The following is a 17,844-nucleotide window of genomic DNA, read 5'->3' on the forward strand; positions in this document are numbered from 1 at the left end:
TTAAAAGATATACAACATGGATAATCAAGCATTAAAAACGTACATAGAGAAGTTAATCAATCGCGGATCATCTGCAACGGAGTTGGCGCGTAAATGTGGAATATCGGATACCGCCATGTCCCAATTCAGAAGCGGCAAGTATGGAGCTAACGAAGACTCTATCGCTGAAAAGATCGCTTCCGGTCTTAATTACTACGAAAACGCCTGGAATGTAGTGGAAAGCGTCACCAGTTACCAGCAGGTACGCACCGCGTTCGTGGCAGCCAAACGGAATCACAAATGGATGTGCATATCTTCCCGATCCGGCAGTGGGAAGACTCAATCCCTCATAGACCTTTATAACATGAGTACTGATAATTCAGTCATATATCTGAAATGCCGGAAGTGGACGGCACGTAAATTCCTGACCAAGTTAGCCACATGCATGGGGGAAACGGTAACGCGCTATATGGATAACGATGACCTTATGGACTTGGTTGTTTCACACATAAACCGCATGGCTGGAAAATCCCCTTTGTTAATCCTTGATGATGCCGGAAAACTGGCGCACAGTGCCCTTTGTACGTTGATACCTCTATATGATGATACTTTACACCGTTTGGGGGCTATCGTAGCCGGAACGGAGACGCTGGAACGCAATATAAAGCGTTATGTCGGTCGTGTAGAAGGATACGACGAAATAGACGGCAGATTTTGCCGGAACTACATCGCATTACTGGGAGCCACAAAGAAGGATGTCAAAGCCATTTGCGCGGCAAACGGGATCAATGATACGGAGGAACAGGAAAACATTTGGGGAAAGTTGAATAAAGAGAAAAAAGAGCCTGTGCCGGGAAAATATGTTTGGTTTACCGATGATTTGCGTGAACTGTCCGGCATGATCGAAGACCGTATAATCAAACAACAAATCGAGCGTGGAGAACTGGCATGAAAGTTTGGAGTCAGAAGAACCTAGAAGACATCCGACATGAATATATTGATTTTGACGGTGAATGGTATCTGGCATTCGGTCGTCCGGAAAAATCCGGTTGCTGGATCATTTACGGAAAGTCGGGACAAGGAAAAAGTTCTTTCGCTCTGCAGCTGGCACGCAAATTTGATGAAATGGGGCTCCGGGTTCTTTATTTAACACTTGAAATGGGCGCGTGCGACGACTTCGTGAATTCCGTTCTTAGTGTCGGCATTCATAGTAAAACGAATAATATAATCTATTCGGATGAAGCCACCATCACAGAACTGGACGAATACCTCTCAAAGCAACGCAGCCCGGACGTGATAATGATAGACTCCATACAATACTTCGAGCAGCAAGGGGGAGCGAAAGCCCCCGAAATAATCCGCCTGCGCAAGAAGTATCCGCGAAAGATATTTGTCTTCATCTCGCATGTGGACGGGCGCGAGGTGGAAGGAAAAACAGCCTATGACGTGAAACGTGACAGCTTTAAAAGAATCTACGTGGAACATTTCAAGGCAACATTTATCGGACGTGGCAAAGGAGGTTCACGCGGATATTACATAGTATGGGCGGAAGGGTATCAAAAATATTGGATTGAAAATATTAAAAGCGATAATGATGGAACAGAAGACGAAGAAACCTATCAGTAAGAGCCTTATCAAACGCCTGCATATCATATACAGCGCACAAGGCATTGATGACGAACAAAAGCGGGCTATCCTGCTAGACCTGACAGACGGACGGACAAATACCACAAAAGAGTTGACATACAGCGAGGCAATGTATCTCTGCGGTTATTTGAACGGTGCGAAAAAAGAAAACCAGGATCTAACCATCACCGAACGGGAAATAAGGAGACGCAGATCGGCTGTCCTGAAGAGAGTGCAGCGGATCGGAATCGACACAACGGACTGGGGAGCGGTGAATGCGTTTTGCCTTGATACCCGGATAGCAGGAAAGAAGTTTCGCGAACTGGACGGGGAAGAACTTCTCCTGTTGATACCGAAGCTGGAGTCAATATTAAAAAAGAAAGAAGATGGCGGATATTAGTGCGGAACAACACCGGATAAACCGGATTAATGAATTACTGGATCGGCTTGACAAGATTCCCGGTGAGCTGGATGCCATACACGAAAAATTGTATGCCGGAAATATGAATCGTAACGAGTTTGCGAAGTTGGTAGACCAAAGGTCATCGCTTTATATCGAAGCGGAAAACAAGGAACGGGAACTGAAAGAAGTATATAAAATCAAATTGTAATTAATCATTTAAAAGTTAATAGTATGGATATTAGTAAATTGTCAAAAGAAGAAAAGGCGGAACTGTTGCGTAAACTGAAAGAGGAAGAAAAAACAGAGTCCATTCAGCGGAAGGAAACCTACGAAGCGTTGAGACATCAGTTCATGTTCGATGTGGAAAGTAAACTCATGCCAGTAGTGAATGATGTTCAGGGCTTTTATGATTGGATTGTGGGTGAAAGCAAGGCTTTCCGTAACGTGATGCGTGAATACGGTCAGCTCCGTATGCGTCAGGGTGAAGAAACCGCCACTTTTTCAGTAGTAGACGGGAACTTCAAACTGGAGGTAAAAAGCAACAAGGTGAAAAGTTTTGATGAACGTGCCGATCTCGCTGCCGAAAGGCTGATTGACTACCTGAAGAATTATATAGCCCATTCGGAAAAAGGAGTCGATGATCCGATGTATCAAATGGCGATGACGCTTCTCGAACGTAACCGTCAGGGGGATTTGGACTATAAGTCTATCAGCAAATTATATGAATTGGAGTCACGTTTTGATGAAGAATATGCCTCTATCATGCAACTGTTTAAAGAAAGTAATGTCGTGTATAAAACTGCAACTAATTACTATTTCCATAAGCGTGACGAGAACGGAGTATGGCGTCGTATTGAACCTTCATTCTGTAGATTATGATTATAGCAGTTGACTTTGACGGAACCATTAGCCGGGGGAGATTCCCGGCTATTGACGGGGAGCAACCATACGCTGGTGAATCGCTCCGGAAATTACATGATGAAGGACATAAAATCATTATTTGGACATGCCGTACTGGTGATCAGTTATTGAATGCCATCAACTGGCTGTTGGAACGCAAAATACCATTCGACCGTGTAAATGACCATGATCCTGAAAATGTCGCTAAATATGGGGAAGGCGGGAAAAAGATATATGCCCATTGCTATATCGATGACAAAAACATCGGAGGTTTTCCCGGATGGCTGGCATGTGTGGAGGAGATTGAACGGATGGAAGAAGCCTATAAAACTATTTTAAAAGAGGATAAAACTAAAGTATGAACAAGAAGAAGGAGATAATACGCACTATCAGAAATTTTAAAAGGATTCTGAAAAGTGGGAATGTGAAAACGATATTGGTCGTTAGTGATTGGGATATATATATAAAAACATACACTATTGAGGAAATTGCTGCCCGTTTCTTACGAATAAAAGGTTATAATGTACAAATTACCATATCGGATAATACGGAGCACCCTTCCTACCAGTTTGGTTATATACGATTCTATCGTTATGCCAGAATCAAGTTTAATTCTAATTAGCAAAAAGATGAATGCAAAAGATCAAAGAAAACTGTGCAAAGCCGGCTATACAATCCTGCGTCGCCATGATTACCCCCAGCCGCATATCACTTTTAAAAGCGATATAAATCCGGATAGTTGGAAAAGGTATGGGGACAATTATCCTTCAAAAGCGGAAAGAGACCGGGCAATGAAACGTTTGCTAACAGATGATAAAATAGTAGAAGATTAAATTGGATATGAAAAAAGATAATAGCTTAGAGGATCTACTGATTCTATATTTAGTATCAGTAATAGGTATATTTACCTCCTTATCGGTTTTGGCTTATTGTGGAGTTTTAAAATAAAGGGATAACAGCCGGGAAAGATCGGCTTTTGATAATATTTAATTTAGAAAGGAATAAGAATATGGCAAAGATTTATGTAGCAAGTAGTTGGAGAAATCAACATCAACCACAAGTAGTTAGTTTCCTTCGCGAGCAGGGACATGAGGTTTACGATTTTAGGCATCCTGCTGGAAAAACTGGATTTCAGTGGTCACAGATTGATGAAGATTGGCGGAATTGGAGTACAGACCAATATAGGGCTGCGCTTGAACATCCCATTGCACAGGCTGGTTTCAAATCTGATTTTGATGCAATGCAATGGGCAGATGTTTGTGTTCTTGTATTGCCTTGTGGACGCTCTGCACATTCGGAGGCAGGATGGATGAAAGGAGCAGGAAAAAAAGTAATAGTCTATCAAATTTGGGAAGAAGAGCCGGAATTGATGTATAAGTTGTTCGATGGTGTGTGCTCAATGGGGGTAGGATTACAGATGTTTTTAGCTGAATTTGACAAGGAGAAAAATAACGTATAACAATAATAGATATGAAGATAAGAATAGGAAAATCTTTTGATAAAGAAACAAATGAAGTCTTTTATCAGCTACAATTTAAATTGGATGGAGAACGGACCTATAACGCATATTCTTATGATGTTTTTAAAGAGGAATCTGACGCAAAAGAAGCTCTTAACAAACATCTAAATGGTGAACGTGAATACACTTATTTTGTGAGTGCAGAAAAAGTTAAGAGAACAATCAAAGGGAACCGTGTAGATGTGAAAAAAGTATTATTATTTCATGTTATGTCAGCTAAATCAGATTTACCAGGTTCTCGTATCTGGGTGAAAATTAACTAATAAATAGAAAGGAAAGAATAATATGACAGTAAAAGAGTTAATAAAAGAACTTGAAACTTGCAAACCCGACGCAGTAGTTTCAATCGTAATAAACGAAATAAATCTGGAAGTAACAGAGCTCATCACTCCTGCACCTGAAATAGTAGAGTTATCATAACAATACGGAAAGGAATAGAATGTTATATATAGCAGAAGTAGTAGCAATAATCGAAGAGGCGAAAGAACGTGGAGAACATTCGCACACATTCATAAATCTGTCTTCGTATGTACGACATATACTAATAAAAGTCGGATATAAAATACGTTTCTCTATAGATGAGAATTGGAATGGCGTATATAAAGTAGAGTGGTAATTTTAAGTAAAACAAAATAGATGAGCTTTATTGCAAGACAAAAGAATGGGCTTTTATGCCGATTCTCAACGGTGATAGATACTGTTAGTGATTATAATATGACAGATGAAGAATATATTGAAATGTGTGCCCAAAAAGCAAGGGAGGAAGCTCAAGAAACATTAAAACATTCTCTTCGTCCGTTTGAAGAGGTAAAAGCATCTTTTGTACCTACCAATATGAGCCGTGATGAGTTCAACAGGATTTTAAAATTAATGGAAAAAGAATAACTATAAACATGAAACGATTTAATACCCAAACAAGGTTTGTTCCCCTAAAGATAGATGAAGACTTTAATGTGGGGCATATTCAATCGAAAGACGGAAAAGTAAAAGACTTTAAAACGCGCAAGGCAGTTGAGAAGTATTGCAAAGAAAATCATTGCATTTATTGCGAAGAAAAATACATATTCTACAAATGATTATCCGTTCGAGAAAAGCCGCGCAAGAAAAAATCTTTGCGCGGCTTAATTTTATATTCTCAAATTACAGCAATCATTCGGGCTGTAGTTTACATTCTTCTTCCAGTACTGAAAATGACTATCCACGTCCTCACAAACTGAAATCTTCCTGAATCCTGAAATCTTATTTAGATATTCGATTTTTCGCTCCAACTGCAAATGATTATACCCTGCATGCTTCAGGGTGTATTCGGAATAGTCAATATCAAACCATTGCTTCACCCATGTGTTTACCCGCAAGAACTCCACCAGAATCTTATCACATCTGATACTGTTCAGAACCCTAAAATCAATAAATTGAGGGATAAATGGTGATAACCTGACAGAGACATCAAATCCTTGCTCCTGCAGCTTCTCAATAGCTTTAATCCGTGCAGATGGCGGACACGCCTTTTCAAATGTACGTGAAAGAGTGTCATCCGTAGAAGTCACAGATATTTGTATATGCGCCAGTTTTCTATCCATCAACCGGATATATATGTCATCTGCTACCATTGAGGACTTTGTCACGATAAGGTAATGTACCCCTTGTCGGTTCAGGTTCTGAATTGCTTTATAGGTTTCCCTGTAAACAGCCTCACAAGGTTGGAAACAGTCAGTCATTCCACCCAAACGCACAACTGTTCCCCGCTCTAATTTGCAGATCTTCCTCCCCACTTTGTCCGTCCGGGAAACAGATGGATTATCAGGATGCCATAGTCCCCTGAAATTAAGGAGTGACTTTGCATAACAATAAGAACAGTCGTGAAAGCATCCACAGCCGTAGAGGTCTAAACGTGTCGGGTAATTGCATTTATTTCCTTCATTTCCGGAGACGGTCTTATAAAAGGACTTAAACTCTGGTGCTTTTGTGAACGTAGTCACCCATTGTGGTGCATTTACTGTATATCCGGTAGTCATACCCGCAATTTCTTCTTTCAACATGCTCATACTCTTTTAAAATGAATGTTTATAATAATAATACAAATTTGATTATCTTTGCAATGCCAATCACATAAAACAAAAATGCGAGTAGACGCAGCAAGGGTTTTTGCCCCCGGCTGTGCGTCTGCTCGCATTTTGTTAGTATGTGATTGGCGTCTTTACTAACAGGCTGGGGGCTTTTTTATAGCCTTTCCCCCACAGGCTTATATTCAATTTTGACAAATCACTGAAAATCCGTATATTTGCGCTTATAATAGTGCTTTCTTATGCGGAATCCTGAAATGACCAAAATACGTGACCGGAAGATGGTAGAAACGTTCTATCTTCTCTATGATAAAAAGCGCATCCGTTTGGAGGATGTTCTTTTGCGTATGAGTCATGACCTGTTCTTTCTTGATCAGAACTACATCTACAAACGGATTTTTTATATATCGGAGAATTTATCATATTACGAACAATTAAAAGAGGGCAAAAAGCCCGATTCAAAAAAGAACGATACAAATCAACTTAGTCTTGGTTTTTAACCGTTGCATCATAGATGATACAGCGGTTCTTCGTCTTCCGTTTTCTCCGGTAAGTCCCCATTGCTAATTTTCATTTCACGGTCTTTCATGTCGGCATGGCTTGCAAGTTCCATTGTGGTGTAATCCATGATTTCACATTCAAAGCTGATCCGGTACAGGTTTCCCGCACCCCCCGACTCTTCCCGTCCGACATGGGTACGTCGGAGCGTGCCGAAGTTCTTTCCCGATTTTCCGTGTAACATCATCCCCAGCAATGTCAACAGGTCAAGAAAGGACAACGCCTCTTCCTGCATAGCCGCACCTTCGTAGGTATCGGAAAAAGTTTCGTAAAACAGCCGGAAATCAATCTGCGTGTGAAGCCGCTGAACGAGTAACCCTTCATCCTCAATACCCAGCGTATTAAATTCAATGAATACAGCCGGGGACGAAAAGGGATGTTCTTCATCGAGAAAACTAACCTGTTCATGCCACATGTCTATATGTTCAATCCCCGGTGTATTTTCCATCCGTTCCCTTAGCTCGGAATACTCATCCGGGATAGATGCGAGGAACTCATCTTTGCTCCGTATTATTTCAACCAGTTCTTTGTAGCAGTCTGTCCAAATCATAACTATATAGATTAAATATTCGAGAATCGTTTGTCAATCTCCGATGCGATCCATGTATCGAGTTGCTTCATAAACGTAGCGGACTCACCCATATACTGACGTTTGGGGATTCTTATCCTGCTGCCTACTTTTTTAAGTGCCATACTTTTGTAAAAAGAAGCCATTGTAGACAGCCGCTCATTGGCTTTATTTTGCCGTAATTCGCCATTTTTCCTCTTTTGCATTGATCCGGTCGACTTCATGTACAAATACCAAAAATAACGTTTCATTCGCTCCGTTACGACAATGTACCCGCCTTCATTGTGGATCTTGGCATAAGCCAGCGGATCGGTCTGATAAATGATACGGTCTATTCCACGGCTGACCGCATGTATGCTGTCACGGAGCTTCCCGCTTTGTATCAATACGCCACGATCCGAACCGATTGCGAGTGACCTTTTAGCCCACGGTGTCAGTGATGTATCAAGAAACCCCTGCCTGCGAAAATTCTGCTTGAAGAAGTTCACACCCGCAACTTTCGCGTAGCGGTGCGCATCTTCTACCAGTGTGGATAATTCTTTAAAAAAATCAGGTAATTCAGTTCTTTCCATTTGCATTTCAAAATAAAATTGTATATTTGCAATGTTCGCGGCTGTAACAGGTCAAGAGCTCCCTTCAGGAGTGGTAGTTTCGGCTACTGCTCCTGAAGTTCTTTAAGAAGGTCGGTTGCTTTTCCGTCCACCACGTCTTGCCATGACACTTTCACGGCTTTTCTCTTATAAATGAACACCATCCGCTGCCCGGCATACTTTTCGCCATACAGTTTGTATATGCCGTTCAGTTTGTTTTTCAGCATTTCCGGTTCGACAGTGTCAAAAGCGCTCAAATTGAATACAGTATATTCGCACTGCTGTTTTTTCGAACTGTCAAGCCCGTGTTTTATACCGCCCAGCCCCTGAATATTTTTCAGGTCTGCCAGCTTTTCGTCAATCAAATATTCCGGGTTCTTTACCCCGTCCTCGTTGATGTGCGGGCGGATTTTTACTTTCATCTTCAGTTCCTTTGAAATTACCCGTGCGCTTTCCACATTCTTTGCCAAGTCTTTCGGATCAGCAAAGTCGCTGATCATCACTTTCGATTCCGGATCACGATGATAAGGGGCGTATATTTTATTCCGCTCCGTCTCTTTCCTGATTTTTATCAGGTCATTGTCCGGCATTGAAAAATAAGGATGTGCAACCGTGAATATCTCACCGGATTGACCTACGTTATTCGCAAAAGCATCCGGTATCGTCACAATAGGCGTAGCAGGTGTTTCCGGTTCGTCCGTTTGTTCGACATAACACCTGCACCGATATCCGTTGGGCGGGTAGTTCTGCAGCCAAAACGGATCGTTAATAGGTTTTACGACACCATCCAGTATCCTATGTGATTCTCTTACCCGTTCATCCCCGGCAGTCACATACTTCAGGTTAGGCATTATATCCGCATTCTCCTTGAATTCCTGCCATTCACTGGCGCGTCTGCCGCTTGTTTCTGCCGTTTCAAATTCCGTGCGAAGGTAATTTTCATTATAGTCTTTATGAATTGCCATTACTTTTTCCCGGAAGTCCTCATAAGAAAGTTTTTTCCCCTTATCATCATAAAGGGCATCATTCATCTCCTTAATTTCCTGATACGTCTTCGCTCCGGAGAACTTGAACAAGTTGTCACGTATCCGTTGAGGTTCTTCCGCCTGTTCCGGATCATTATAGTCGTCTTCTCCCCATCCTTCAGCCGCCTTCTTATTCAGTTCCTCGTATGTCTTTCTGAATAATTCCCCGTCAATATTCCCTGTCTTAACTTTACGTTCGTAAACCTGTTTCATCACTCTTCCGATGATACTGCTGAAATCATACTCCCCGGCTTCCATGACAGGCGACGTTACCGTTTCATCGTCCGGTTCGGTCTTTTTTTTTTGAGGGTCTGTTTGGGGCTGATTCGGCAATGTTCCTCCCTGCTGCTCACCACCGGGATTTTTCTTTTGACCAATGATCGGCAAACCTGTTTTTTTAGCAACTTCTTCATGGTCAAACTCAAAGGTATAAGCCAGCTTGTTGATTGCTTCGATGTATTCCGTGATAGACAAACTTTCCGTGTCGTCCCACTTCAGTTTCAGCCTTTCAAGCGGTTTGTATACCGGGCTGATCTTTACCAGTTTGGGAATGATAATGTAATTGAAATAAAACTGGAACAACATTTTATCATATTCGTGCCGCGATTTTTCAACACGTTCATGTACTTCTGCCGTACCTTCCCACGCACCGTTTTCAGTTGTTCCCGTCTGACCCAGCAAACGTTTACTGATCTGGTTGTCACATCGTTCCTCTAACGGTAAAAAAGCATTGGTTGTATTTCCCCCGGCTTCTTTCCCATACTCGACCGTTTCGTTTCCTTGCAGCACAGCAAAGAAATTATTCCTGAAGTCCGTCATCATTTCGAATAATTCGTCCATCCGCTTTTTATCCATTCTGTCTGAAGTAACAAAGACGGGCGGAACACCATATTTTTCGATATAATTCATCCATGCCCCCAATCCTAATTTCTTGGCAAGAATGATGACCGCCAGTTCGTTGAGCATCCCCAGCGACCACGGATTCCCGAATTGTACATAGTACGGTTCAAGCGCACCGTCTTTGTACGACCATCCAGTCTGGTCTGATTCCTCCCTGATGATGATTTGTTGTTGTGGAATGTAATTTGACATGGGAATTTCTTCGACATGGCTAATTTCCAAATTATCATCAAGGTGGGAAAGATCGGCAAGCGATACCCCCTGTAACTGATGCAGAAAACAGATTCTGATAAGCTGGTGAAACCATGGACGATCCAGTAATTTTTTTGCTTCCTCATCTTCATTGTCATTATCATCCACAAGGTTATATTTTGCCTGTTGCACAGGTAAGACGCGATTGTCAATGGTCGTCTGCAAATGTTCATCGTTATATAACGACTGAAAAAAGCGGTATAATAAACCACGCCTGGGATCATCCGGATCGGTAGCTGCGGTCACTGACATGATCCAGTCGTCAATGGTCTTTTCCCGATAAACAACAGCCTGCCTTTTATACATTGTTCCTGACGTTGGCAACCCACTGCTGTCCATTCGATAATAATACTCATTGAGTATATTCTTCAGGCTCATCCGACGAATAGCCTTCTGTTGAAACCAGTTGAATATTTCTCTTAACTTCTTGTACATAACATACCTTTTAAAAGCGGTTTAAAAACTATTTAAAGAAACCATCCACCATTGCGCGTGTGCCCGTATAATATGGGATATTGCACGTTCCCGTCTTCATCCGTTACCGGGGGAATATCCTGTGGCAAAGTCATGATCCCGTCGCGCAGTTTGACAAGTATGCCGTCCGCCCAATCGTTCAAGCCCGACAAGGAATCCGGAACTTTACGGGTTGCATTCCGGCTGACAGCACGACAGGCTGTGATACATGCGACCACACGTACCAACAACCCTGTCCGGATCGGAGGATCACCAAATATTTTCCCCACGTCGTAACGACCACCGATATAGGCGCACACTTCACTTATGACAAGGTCTTCAATCCCTGCCAGTATCTCTTCTTCTTTCTCTATACTTTCGATCAGCAACCGATTCTGTATGATGGTTGTCAAATCATCCATGTTGATGTACTTCATAGTTACCAAGTGTATTTACGTTTATATCTTCCCGCTTTCCACGGTCGTGACGCGGGTTCATCCTCTGATTGTGGGGGATCAGTGTATATTTCAAGTTTCTTCACCGCCTGTTCATCGGCATCCGGACTGTCGTCATGTTCTGTCATACCCGGTTCAACCGCATACAATTGCTTTAAGCCGACAGCTATGTCAGGGTTTGACTTTAGCAGTTCATTGACATACATACGACCGTTCTGATAATACGGGTGCATGGAAAGCATACGAAGCAACTTGGTCATCGTTTTGGGAGTTTGTATTGGAACCAAATTAAGCTCCACCCCCGTTTCCGCTTCAGCTTCCTCAATGTTCCGTTTAACTTCATCATTCCAGAATTGACTCTCATATTGCCAAAAACAGATAATGCCCTTTGCCCTGAATTCAGCCTGCTTCATGCACATCCATTGTACGCAGAGTTTCATCTTTGACTGCTTTACGAATCCGTCTATCAGCCAAAAATCATTTTTATGGCGTCCCCAAATCTTACATGCGTTAAAGTCACTTGTATCTGTCCCGGCATACGCAATGTCCCAATGTGCCACGATCGCATTCATCGTGTGAAGGTCAGGGAGCTTTCCCCACTTCACCATTTCGGGCTTGAATATTTTACCCTTGACAAGCGGTACGTGGTTATATTCCGCATGTGCCGCGAGAATGCCCATGTCTTTTTCCTGCTGACGATAGAACTGGGCGGAATACATCGATTTCCACGCTGGTTCATACGTTACCGGATCATAAGCCTTCACCAGATGCCAGTCCCAGTCGGGATGCCGTTGTTTGAGAATCGTCTGTACCATCCGGGATGCAAAACGGTTGTTAGCACCTATCAGACGTCTGCGCTTTCCCGTCATGGTTGCCAGCACGTCCGCTTCGATCCAGTCCGCATAATCATCCTGCATCCGGTTGTTTTTGATGGTCTGCGGTGTCTCCAAGTCGTCAATTATCCACAGGTCAGGACGATGTGCGCCTTTACGAAGCCCGCGAACCTTCTGCTTCGCACCGAACGCCTTGCAAATAAAGCCGTTCATCGTTACGAAGTTTCCCTTTTCCCAATATCCCGGATTATACTGCTCGCCAAAGTCGTGTTTCAAAAGTTCGTTTGCCTCGAATTCCGCACGTAAATCTTCCAGCAGGTCACAAGCGCGGTCAAATGTGTCGGAAACGATACACATATAATGCGTCTCACCGTTAATCCATAACCATAGGGGAATGATCACATCGTTCCATACCGATTTTGCAAGTCCGCGTCCCCATTCGGCATATCCTTTATAAATTGGATCGTTCATCACCCTATTGGCATGAGCGATCTGAAAGTCCGCACAGTCTGCGGTCGCATAATGGGGAAGATAGGTTTCGACAAGATACTTGACATCCCGCTTCGCACGCTGTATGCGGTTCATCCGAACTGTCAGCGATTCGTCCGGATCAATCAGGTTGCCCGTGCACCGCGCACGTTTTAACTTCTCCTGATACTCCTTGAGGGCTTTGCTATCTTCGACTTTCATTATCCCAACATTTTTGCGGCTTCATAAAGGTGGTTCTCCTGAAAGTCCAGTGTTTTAAAATAAAGGTCTGCATCGTACACCTTCATCGCATCGAATATCCGGCTCATGACATCAATGTAAATAGCGAGCGTAATCCGGTTCTTTTTGTCCACCTCTTTGAGCTGGTTTCCCCATTGCGCCACACTGTTGTCAAGCGTAGCCGCCTGTTTCCGTAGTTCGAGCACCTTGTCGCTGTCACCTTCCGCAATGGCTTCGTCAATCATGCGCAGCAGCTCCAGTTTTTGGTCTGCAAGAATGTTGATAATCTGTTTCAGGTTGTCACCCTGCTTTTGCGATGAAATAACAGATGCCTGACGCTCTTTTTTCCAAAGTGCGTCATTCTCATTAATCCAGCTTGAAACAGACCTTTCCGACACGTTTATTCGTGTGGAAATCTCCTTGCACGTCATTCCTTCACGTACATAAAGGTCGTGCGCTTCCTTCTTCAATTTACGGTAGTATTCTTTGCTTGGCATATCGCTTCCTTTCGTTTACGCAGCAAAGGTCATATTTCATCATCACCTGTGGAAAACGGCTTTTCATGTTGGAACGTATTCTTTCCAAGTTGGAAAAAATACGTCCTTGTTAACACTGTTTTTTTTCCAAGATGAAAACGCTTTTTCCGTACCCGCCTTTCCTTTTCCAATTTTGCAGTATGAAATTTTAAATATCGCGAAAATGAATCTGACTGCAACAGCGGAAAACGGACGTGCCCGGATTGAACTCAAAGGCACAATATCAAAATGGAGGGAGACGGAAGCGGAATTCACTTCCAAAATTGAGCAACTGATAAGATCAGGAATCAAGGATGTGCATATCTATATCAACTCTCCCGGTGGCGAATGCTTCGAAGCCAACGAGATCGTGAACGTGATCAAGAAGTTTCCCGGCAAAATTACGGGTGAAGGCGGTGCGCTGGTAGCCAGTGCGGCAACCTACATCGCTATCAATTGCACATCGTTCTCCATGCCTGCCAACGGACTTTTCATGATCCATCAGGTCAGCGGAGGGGCATGCGGGAGAGTCGCTGATATTGAATCGGCTTTGGAGGTCATGCGCAAACTGAATGAGCACTATCTGAATGCCTTCCTGTCAAAGTGCACGGACAAGAAGAAAATCCGGGACGCCTGGGAGAAGGGCGACTACTGGATGAGCGCGCAGGAAGCGAAGGAAAACGGCTTTGTGACGGAAGTTACAGGCAAGGCAAAAGTCGATAAGGCTATGGCACAAATGATTACCAACTGCGGTTACACAGGTGAAATTGAGATTACTGACTCTATTAATAACGAAAAATCAAAAAATGACATGGATTTAACAATGTTGACTACCCGCTTCGGAATGGACGCAAGTACCACGGAAGCACAATTCATCGCACAGGTAGACGTGTGGAAGCGTAAGGCAGACCGCGTCGACATGCTCGAAAGACAGGAGGAGGCACGCAAGGAACAGGAAATCGAAAACATCCTGAACAGTGCGATCAAGGAAAAAAGAATCACAGCCGACGTTCGTGACGACTGGAAGGCGAACCTGACCAGCAATTTCGATACCGCAAAGAAGCTGCTCGACGCTATCAAGCCTGTGGAAATGCCGGAAGTTCATGCTCCCAGTCTGACGGATACCACAAACAAAAAGTTCGAAGACCTTCAAAACGATCCGGAGGCTTTGAAAAATATCATGGAGAAGAATCCGGCTGAATACGAACGTCTTTTGAATGACTACATAAAGCGTAACGGAAAATAAAATACTAACCATTTAAAAAAAAGAATATGGCACAACCAGTAGACGGTCTTTATTTGAACAAGTACGTCGATCCCCAACTGTTGATCGAACGTCGCAATTACAGGGCGGACTTCATGCAGGTCTTAGGCTCTGTTCCTGCCGGAGCTTTGGCTGCGGACGGTGTACGCAGAAACAAACTGATTAACAATGTCGGTTTTCGCGTAAACAACACGGAAGATTTCGAGCCGAAGCAAATGACCGGAAAGAATTATATCGTACCGTGGGAAATCTACGATACGGAACCCAGTTCCTGTACGGATGACGAAATCCGTTATCTCGCTTTTGACAAGCGCGCTGCTATCCGTGTGAAGCACAATGAAGCCTTTCAGGTCGGTATCCGCAACCATGTGCTGCACAAACTGGCTCCGGAGGATGATTCAAACGAAGAAATGCCTGTTATCCGGACAACGGGTGAGAAAGATATTAATGGTCGTTTGAGACTGTCTTATAAGGATCTGGTCGATTTTGCAACGCTCGCAAAGACGTGGAACCTTCCCGTTACCGATGCCCTGTACATGGTGCTTTCCCCCTGCACATGGGTGACTTGTTGCTGGATAAGGATGCGTCCAAGTACTTCTATGACCGTACTTTCTACCTTGATCCGGCAACCGGAAAACCGAAAGGCTTCATGGGTATCAAGTTCTTTGAGAATAACGACTGCCCGTTCTATAATGCGGAAACAGCCAAGAAGGTGGCGGAAGGCACAAAACCGTCTGCCGAAACGGACTTTCAGGCAAGCACGTTCTTCTATGCTCCGAATACGTATTACCACATCGAATCCGTGAAATCCCTGTATCGTCCGGAAACGACCGATACACGCAGCAAGAGTCCTACATCCGAATATCGTACCCAAACCTACGGTATTGTAGACCGTATTGAAGATTTCGGTGTTGGTGCAATTTTATCAGGTAAATCCGTATAACGAATTATTTTATGGGAAATTTTACAGGAGTAATCATCAACAAAGTTAATGGCGGGCTGGTACGGGATACCGATACCAGTGACCGCATCATCTTGCTCGTGGTCGGTGGATCGGAGATCGGAAAACTTGAATATTACAAGCCGGAAAACCTCAACGACATTACCGATTTGGAAGCACTTGGTTGGGATGATACCATTGATCTTGAAAACAAGGAACTGGTGCATTACCATACCAGCGAAGTCTTCCGCCTGTCTCCGGAACGTTCGCTGTATCTTATGCTGGTTCCGAAGTCTGAAAAAGTGTCAAGCCTGCTGACGAAGGAAGATTTCGTCAATGCGGTACGTACCATCAACGGAGTAAACACCATCGGTATCTGCTCACTGACTGCGGACGAAACAATCACAGTAGCCGTACAAGAGGCACAGAAGATGGTCAATAAATTCAGGGAAGACCACCTGTATATCGATGCGGTAATATTGGAAGGTGTCGGAAAGTATATCAATGCCATTGCCGATGCTGTCGACCTCCGGAAGTTGGATGCTGAAAACGTCTCTGTCGTGATTGCACAAGACCCGGCACGGGCGGCAAAGGATGAAGCATACCGGACACACGCTGCCGTAGGAAGCGCACTCGGAATGCTGTCTGTCCGCTATGTACATGAAAATATGGGCAGTGTTGATATTGAAAACCACCCACGGACGGCAAAGGGGACAAAGGACTATCCATTGACTGACAAACTGAACGGGCTTTGGCTGGATGCAGCCTTGAGCAATGGCAAACCCTTCTCACAGTTGAGCGTATCCGACCAGAAAAAACTGACTGACCAAGGGTATATCTTCGTCGGCAGCTTTCAAGGGTATGCCGGATTCTTTTTCAGCAATTCATGTACGTGTACGGAAGCGGACAGCGACTATGCATATATTGAATATAACGCTGTTTGGAACAAGGCGGCACGTATTATCCGCAATACCTTGTTACCGCGTGTGAGAAGTAAGGTGAAAGCTGACCCGTCAACCGGATATATCAGTAATACCACGATCAGCAGTTGGGACGCGCTTGTCAAATCCGCACTGGAAACTATGGTAACTTCGGAGGATATTGCAGACTTCGACATTTATATCAATCCCAAACAGATGGCTGTCAGCGACAAGCCTTTCAATATCAAGGTAAAACTGGTTGCAGACGGTATTGTACATGAGTTTGAGATTGACTTGGGTTTCACAAATAAAATCTGAAAATATGGCATTGTTAGGAACATTAATCAACAAGTTCGGAAAAATAGCCGGATGGAACAGCGTCAAGGTTGTCATGCTCGGTCGTCAGGTAGAGGGTATCACAGCCCTTTCCTACAAAGACAGCAAAGAGAAAGACAACATCTACGGTGCCGGTGAATTTCCTGTCGGTCGCGGTGAGGGGAATTACAAGGCTGAAGCATCGATCACCCTTCTGAAAGAAGAAGTGAACGCCTTGCAACTGACACTCGGTTCGGGAAAGCGTCTCACGGATATCGAGCCGTTCGACATTCCGGTCATGTATGAGTATAAAGGGCTTGTCATGAAGGACGTAATCCGGAACGTCGAATTCACGGACAATGGCGTGGACGTTAAACAGGGTGATAAAAGCATTGCCACACAATTCACCCTTCTTCCCAGCCATATCGACTGGAATGTGGCAATGTAGTTTAATAACCGTTTAAAAGACTTTTAAAATGAAAGAAGAAGAAATGAAAATCAAGGCTGGAAAGCCTTACGAGGAACTGACAACGGAGGAAAAGGCTTTGATTGTCGATTTCACAGAGGAAGAGCATACGGAACTGAAACTGAAATACGGAAAACGCCTGAAGCATGTCACCGTACAGGTGGACGAGGATGAACGTTACGACTACCTGATCGTCCGCCCGAAAAAAAACATCCTGCTGGCTATGGCAAAGAAAAAGGATGATCTTGAAGAAGCAAATGACATCCTGATCCGGAACTGCGTGGCGGCTGGCAATATGGAGGCGTTGGAAGATTCTACCGTCTATACTTCAGTCCTGACCGCCATCGGACAACTGATTGCCGGACAGGCGGCTTTTATCAGCAAAGCATAGAGGAATATTCATCAGCGTTCGGTCTTGTCGAGGGAATAGATGCCATCCTGAAAAAAGTATATGGCTTCGACATCCCGGACAAACTGGACGAAGATGAATGGCTCCGGCTCTATGCCGAATACCGCATGTTGCGGAAAACGGAGTTGGAAGAATTTGAAATAGTAATGCACAATGCATTCGCTAAAGTTGTAAACCGATTAT

General features: G+C 43.8%; 28 protein-coding genes. 20 read left to right on the forward strand and 8 right to left on the reverse strand.

Translation table 11 applies throughout. The features are described 5' to 3' along the window. Positions 1 to 16: 16 nt before the first annotated feature. The 13 genes from NXV01_RS24875 (at position 17) to NXV01_RS24935 (ending at position 5,503) form a co-directional block, all read left to right on the forward strand. On the forward strand, positions 17 to 931 hold the full coding sequence (locus tag NXV01_RS24875) for an AAA family ATPase (protein ID WP_008766302.1): 915 nt from the start codon (positions 17 to 19) through the stop codon (positions 929 to 931). After that, positions 928 to 1,605: an ATP-binding protein gene (locus NXV01_RS24880; protein WP_008766303.1), complete on the forward strand. Its 678-nt coding sequence runs from the start codon at positions 928 to 930 to the stop codon at positions 1,603 to 1,605. Before NXV01_RS24875 ends, NXV01_RS24880 begins: the two co-directional genes overlap by 4 nt. Then, a complete protein-coding gene (locus tag NXV01_RS24885; protein WP_008766304.1) occupies positions 1,574 to 2,005 on the forward strand; it encodes a hypothetical protein in 432 nt (143 codons plus the stop codon). Before NXV01_RS24880 ends, NXV01_RS24885 begins: the two co-directional genes overlap by 32 nt. Beyond that, the gene (locus tag NXV01_RS24890; RefSeq protein ID WP_008766305.1) at positions 1,992 to 2,216 is read left to right on the forward strand and encodes a hypothetical protein; all 225 of its coding nucleotides are present in this window, start codon (positions 1,992 to 1,994) and stop codon (positions 2,214 to 2,216) included. Before NXV01_RS24885 ends, NXV01_RS24890 begins: the two co-directional genes overlap by 14 nt. Before the next feature lie 23 nt (positions 2,217 to 2,239). Further along, the gene (locus tag NXV01_RS24895) at positions 2,240 to 2,887 is read left to right on the forward strand and encodes a DUF3164 family protein (protein WP_008766306.1); all 648 of its coding nucleotides are present in this window, start codon (positions 2,240 to 2,242) and stop codon (positions 2,885 to 2,887) included. Continuing rightward, positions 2,884 to 3,270 (forward strand): hypothetical protein, encoded by a 387-nt coding sequence (locus NXV01_RS24900; protein WP_008766307.1) that lies wholly within the window; start codon positions 2,884 to 2,886, stop codon positions 3,268 to 3,270. Before NXV01_RS24895 ends, NXV01_RS24900 begins: the two co-directional genes overlap by 4 nt. A 62-nt stretch (positions 3,271 to 3,332) precedes the next feature. After that, positions 3,333 to 3,530, forward strand: a complete 198-nt coding sequence (locus NXV01_RS24905; RefSeq protein WP_230328169.1) for a hypothetical protein — start codon at positions 3,333 to 3,335, stop codon at positions 3,528 to 3,530. Positions 3,531 to 3,537: 7 nt separating this feature from the next. Next, positions 3,538 to 3,741, forward strand: a complete 204-nt coding sequence (locus NXV01_RS24910; RefSeq protein ID WP_004303279.1) for a hypothetical protein — start codon at positions 3,538 to 3,540, stop codon at positions 3,739 to 3,741. A 176-nt stretch (positions 3,742 to 3,917) separates the two neighbouring features. Next, positions 3,918 to 4,367, forward strand: coding sequence for a hypothetical protein (locus tag NXV01_RS24915; RefSeq protein WP_008766309.1), 450 nt, complete (start codon positions 3,918 to 3,920; stop codon positions 4,365 to 4,367). Positions 4,368 to 4,378: 11 nt separating this feature from the next. Next, complete coding sequence (locus tag NXV01_RS24920) at positions 4,379 to 4,690, forward strand: hypothetical protein (protein WP_259023361.1); 312 nt, start codon at positions 4,379 to 4,381, stop codon at positions 4,688 to 4,690. A 176-nt stretch (positions 4,691 to 4,866) separates the two neighbouring features. Further along, a complete protein-coding gene (locus NXV01_RS24925; protein ID WP_008766311.1) occupies positions 4,867 to 5,043 on the forward strand; it encodes a hypothetical protein in 177 nt (58 codons plus the stop codon). A gap of 20 nt (positions 5,044 to 5,063) precedes the next feature. Beyond that, entirely contained in the window at positions 5,064 to 5,312 is a 249-nt protein-coding gene (locus NXV01_RS24930) for a hypothetical protein (RefSeq protein WP_008766312.1), read from the forward strand. Positions 5,313 to 5,320: 8 nt separating this feature from the next. Next, positions 5,321 to 5,503: a hypothetical protein gene (locus NXV01_RS24935; protein ID WP_008766313.1), complete on the forward strand. Its 183-nt coding sequence runs from the start codon at positions 5,321 to 5,323 to the stop codon at positions 5,501 to 5,503. A 51-nt stretch (positions 5,504 to 5,554) separates the two neighbouring features. Here the strand turns inward: NXV01_RS24935 and NXV01_RS24940 are convergent, their stop codons facing one another. Continuing rightward, entirely contained in the window at positions 5,555 to 6,466 is a 912-nt protein-coding gene (locus NXV01_RS24940) for a radical SAM protein (protein ID WP_008766314.1), read from the reverse strand. Between the two features lie 266 nt (positions 6,467 to 6,732). Between NXV01_RS24940 and NXV01_RS24945 the strand changes: the two genes are divergently transcribed. Then, positions 6,733 to 6,990 carry a hypothetical protein gene (locus NXV01_RS24945; RefSeq protein WP_008766315.1) on the forward strand — a complete coding sequence of 86 codons (258 nt, stop codon included), beginning with the start codon at positions 6,733 to 6,735 and terminating at the stop codon, positions 6,988 to 6,990. Positions 6,991 to 6,998: 8 nt separating this feature from the next. On the opposite strand, the gene NXV01_RS24950 is transcribed toward NXV01_RS24945, so the two are convergent. From NXV01_RS24950 to NXV01_RS24975, 6 genes are all read right to left on the reverse strand, one after another. Next, positions 6,999 to 7,598 (reverse strand): hypothetical protein, encoded by a 600-nt coding sequence (locus NXV01_RS24950; RefSeq protein ID WP_008766316.1) that lies wholly within the window; start codon positions 7,596 to 7,598, stop codon positions 6,999 to 7,001. A gap of 11 nt (positions 7,599 to 7,609) precedes the next feature. After that, on the reverse strand, positions 7,610 to 8,188 hold the full coding sequence (locus tag NXV01_RS24955) for a hypothetical protein (RefSeq protein ID WP_008766317.1): 579 nt from the start codon (positions 8,186 to 8,188) through the stop codon (positions 7,610 to 7,612). An 83-nt stretch (positions 8,189 to 8,271) separates the two neighbouring features. After that, positions 8,272 to 10,818 carry a DUF935 family protein gene (locus tag NXV01_RS24960; RefSeq protein ID WP_008766318.1) on the reverse strand — a complete coding sequence of 849 codons (2,547 nt, stop codon included), beginning with the start codon at positions 10,816 to 10,818 and terminating at the stop codon, positions 8,272 to 8,274. Between the two features lie 32 nt (positions 10,819 to 10,850). Next, positions 10,851 to 11,273, reverse strand: a complete 423-nt coding sequence (locus NXV01_RS24965) for a hypothetical protein (protein ID WP_008766319.1) — start codon at positions 11,271 to 11,273, stop codon at positions 10,851 to 10,853. Between the two features lie 2 nt (positions 11,274 to 11,275). After that, positions 11,276 to 12,814: a hypothetical protein gene (locus NXV01_RS24970; protein ID WP_055256005.1), complete on the reverse strand. Its 1,539-nt coding sequence runs from the start codon at positions 12,812 to 12,814 to the stop codon at positions 11,276 to 11,278. Beyond that, positions 12,814 to 13,329 carry a DUF1804 family protein gene (locus NXV01_RS24975; protein WP_004303263.1) on the reverse strand — a complete coding sequence of 172 codons (516 nt, stop codon included), beginning with the start codon at positions 13,327 to 13,329 and terminating at the stop codon, positions 12,814 to 12,816. The genes NXV01_RS24970 and NXV01_RS24975 overlap by 1 nt, the downstream gene beginning before the upstream one ends. Positions 13,330 to 13,531: 202 nt before the next feature. Between NXV01_RS24975 and NXV01_RS24980 the strand changes: the two genes are divergently transcribed. Genes NXV01_RS24980 through NXV01_RS25005 form a run of 6 tightly spaced genes read left to right on the forward strand, consistent with a single transcriptional unit; the run spans position 13,532 to position 17,643 of the window. Next, entirely contained in the window at positions 13,532 to 14,593 is a 1,062-nt protein-coding gene (locus NXV01_RS24980) for an ATP-dependent Clp protease proteolytic subunit (protein WP_008766321.1), read from the forward strand. Positions 14,594 to 14,619: 26 nt separating this feature from the next. Further along, a complete protein-coding gene (locus tag NXV01_RS24985; RefSeq protein WP_258899641.1) occupies positions 14,620 to 15,417 on the forward strand; it encodes a hypothetical protein in 798 nt (265 codons plus the stop codon). Next, positions 15,414 to 15,554 (forward strand): hypothetical protein, encoded by a 141-nt coding sequence (locus tag NXV01_RS24990; protein ID WP_258899642.1) that lies wholly within the window; start codon positions 15,414 to 15,416, stop codon positions 15,552 to 15,554. Before NXV01_RS24985 ends, NXV01_RS24990 begins: the two co-directional genes overlap by 4 nt. An 11-nt stretch (positions 15,555 to 15,565) precedes the next feature. Then, positions 15,566 to 16,789, forward strand: a complete 1,224-nt coding sequence (locus tag NXV01_RS24995) for a DUF2586 family protein (protein WP_008766322.1) — start codon at positions 15,566 to 15,568, stop codon at positions 16,787 to 16,789. Between the two features lie 4 nt (positions 16,790 to 16,793). Beyond that, positions 16,794 to 17,234: a hypothetical protein gene (locus tag NXV01_RS25000; RefSeq protein WP_008766323.1), complete on the forward strand. Its 441-nt coding sequence runs from the start codon at positions 16,794 to 16,796 to the stop codon at positions 17,232 to 17,234. Between the two features lie 28 nt (positions 17,235 to 17,262). After that, a complete protein-coding gene (locus NXV01_RS25005) occupies positions 17,263 to 17,643 on the forward strand; it encodes a hypothetical protein (protein WP_008766324.1) in 381 nt (126 codons plus the stop codon). 11 nt (positions 17,644 to 17,654) lie between these two features. Here NXV01_RS25005 and NXV01_RS25010 read toward each other — a convergent pair whose 3' ends face one another. Next, entirely contained in the window at positions 17,655 to 17,813 is a 159-nt protein-coding gene (locus tag NXV01_RS25010) for a hypothetical protein (protein ID WP_153842118.1), read from the reverse strand. Between the last annotated feature and the right edge of the window lie 31 nt (positions 17,814 to 17,844).

The sequence above is a fragment of the Bacteroides sp. BFG-606 genome (assembly GCF_024788145.1).
GTDB lineage: Bacteria > Bacteroidota > Bacteroidia > Bacteroidales > Bacteroidaceae > Bacteroides > Bacteroides vicugnae.